The organism is Endozoicomonas ascidiicola, from assembly GCF_001646945.1.
In the GTDB taxonomy this organism is placed as follows: Bacteria; Pseudomonadota; Gammaproteobacteria; order Pseudomonadales; family Endozoicomonadaceae; genus Endozoicomonas; species Endozoicomonas ascidiicola.
Genome location: NZ_LUTV01000002.1, coordinates 708,637 through 710,369 on the forward strand (window position 1 = coordinate 708,637; position 1,733 = coordinate 710,369).

Below are 1,733 nucleotides of genomic sequence, written 5' to 3' on the forward strand. Positions count from 1 at the left end.
CTTTCCATGCTGGATAGTGATGAGAACTTGGGTTTCGGAGTTTTTTGAAGAAAGTATCTGGGCAGGCATGGCAGCAAACATAAACGTCAGTAGTCAATTACTAATAGAGTAGATGCTTTTTAAATACTTGCTACATTATTCAGGCTGAGCACCCGGTAGGATAGAAAGAAGGTGAGAGAAATGAACCAAGGCTAATAAAAAGCATTGGTTCATATAGAAAGAATTTACATCTCTCTTAATTCTTCAAGCAGTTCAAGACGAGCTTGACGCTTTTCATACATAGTAGGTTCATATTCTGACTTCATAGTGGCGCGGCCTGTATAAAAGTTCAGATCCAGCATTTTTACTGATTTTTCAAGGCCATGTCTCTCTCTGGCTTGCTCTGCAAAGTCAGTCTGACTTTCGGAAGAAAAGGTCACTGAGCTGAGCAGCATGGCAGAAGCAGTTGTTAGAGCAAGTAATACTTTTTTCATTGTTCATCTCCACGGGAGTAATTAAATTGATGTGAAAGCACTTTCAATAAAGCTTGTTTATTAGTGAAGACGTTGATTTTTTGATTAACAAGTAATTATTAATTTGAATAAAGGAAAAGTGATTTTAATTTCATTTTATTATATTGAATTGAGTTTTCAGTGTGTGTTCTTTATTAATGCTCGTGGAAATGACTGATAAATATCTATATCGTAAATGGTTGTGGGATAAAAAAACTAAATCGTCATAAATCAAACAGATTCTCCGGCTTCAGACTTCCAAAAAAACTTATGTTAAATTACAGCTCTTTTTAGTTGTTATCGATCAGAGTGTCATATGGCTCAGACTCACCATGCCCTAGTACTCCATCCACCGTCAAATGATAGACTGAATTTTGTATTATCCTGACAGCTCCACTGCAACAAAAGATGGAGCCGTCATGAACGTTAAATACCATGTTCGTTTAAGTGATGATGAACGCTCAATGCTTGAGGCTTTAATCAAACAAGAAAAACCAATAATTGCGCAACACAAAAAACGCCACGCACAAATTTTRCTCGCCATCGATGAAAATCRCTCGCCGCTTACCCATGAGCAGGCAGCTAAAGCCTTCAACGTGAAACCGCTCACTATCTGTCGTCTTCGTCAACGCCTTGCTGAGGAAGGATTAGAGGTTGCGATCAATAGCAAGCACAGTCGTCATGGAGGAAAACGGAAAATGGATGGTGAGTTAGAGGCTYACCTTATCGCTCTGACCTGTTCTGCACSGCCAAAAGGAAACGCGCGATGGACGTTAAACCTCCTCAGGGACAAGATGATCGAGCTGGAGTACATTGATGAAATATCCAGAAGCACCATCCATGAATCTTTAAAAAAAACGAACTTAAGCCTTRGCAGAAAAAAGAATGGTGTATTCCCAAGGAAGAAAGCGCCAACTTTGTGAGTGCCATGGAAGATAYTCTGGAGCTTTACAAGCTTCCATATGACCCCAAAAGACCGTTGGYATGTCTGGATGARACCAGCAAGCAGCAGTTAATTGAGGTACGTAATCCCATTCCTATTGAACCCGGTAATCCAGAACGATACGACACAGAGTATGAGCGTAACGGTGTCAGTAATCTCTTTATGATTTTCGAACCACTGGCTGGTTGGCGGCATGTAGAGGTAACCGACAGTAGAACCGCGATCGACTGGGCGCATCAGGTCAAAGCATTGGTGGATGGTCGCTACAAGGATGTTGATAAAATTGTTCTGGTAGAAGA

General features: G+C 40.6%; 2 protein-coding genes and 1 pseudogene. 2 read left to right on the top strand and 1 reads right to left on the bottom strand.

Annotation, left to right across the window (positions count from 1 at the left end; translation table 11 throughout):
• Window positions 1–224 precede the first annotated feature (224 nt).
• Window positions 225–473, bottom strand: coding sequence for a hypothetical protein (locus tag AKL11_RS06935; protein ID WP_067515861.1), 249 nt, complete (start codon window positions 471–473; stop codon window positions 225–227).
• A 437-nt stretch (window positions 474–910) separates the two neighbouring features.
• Between AKL11_RS06935 and AKL11_RS06940 the strand changes: the two genes are divergently transcribed.
• Window positions 911–1,414: a helix-turn-helix domain-containing protein gene (locus AKL11_RS06940; protein ID WP_067515739.1), complete on the top strand. Its 504-nt coding sequence runs from the start codon at window positions 911–913 to the stop codon at window positions 1,412–1,414.
• Between the two features lie 5 nt (window positions 1,415–1,419).
• A pseudogene (locus tag AKL11_RS25605) lies at window positions 1,420–1,733 on the top strand (IS630 family transposase); the annotation flags it as partial.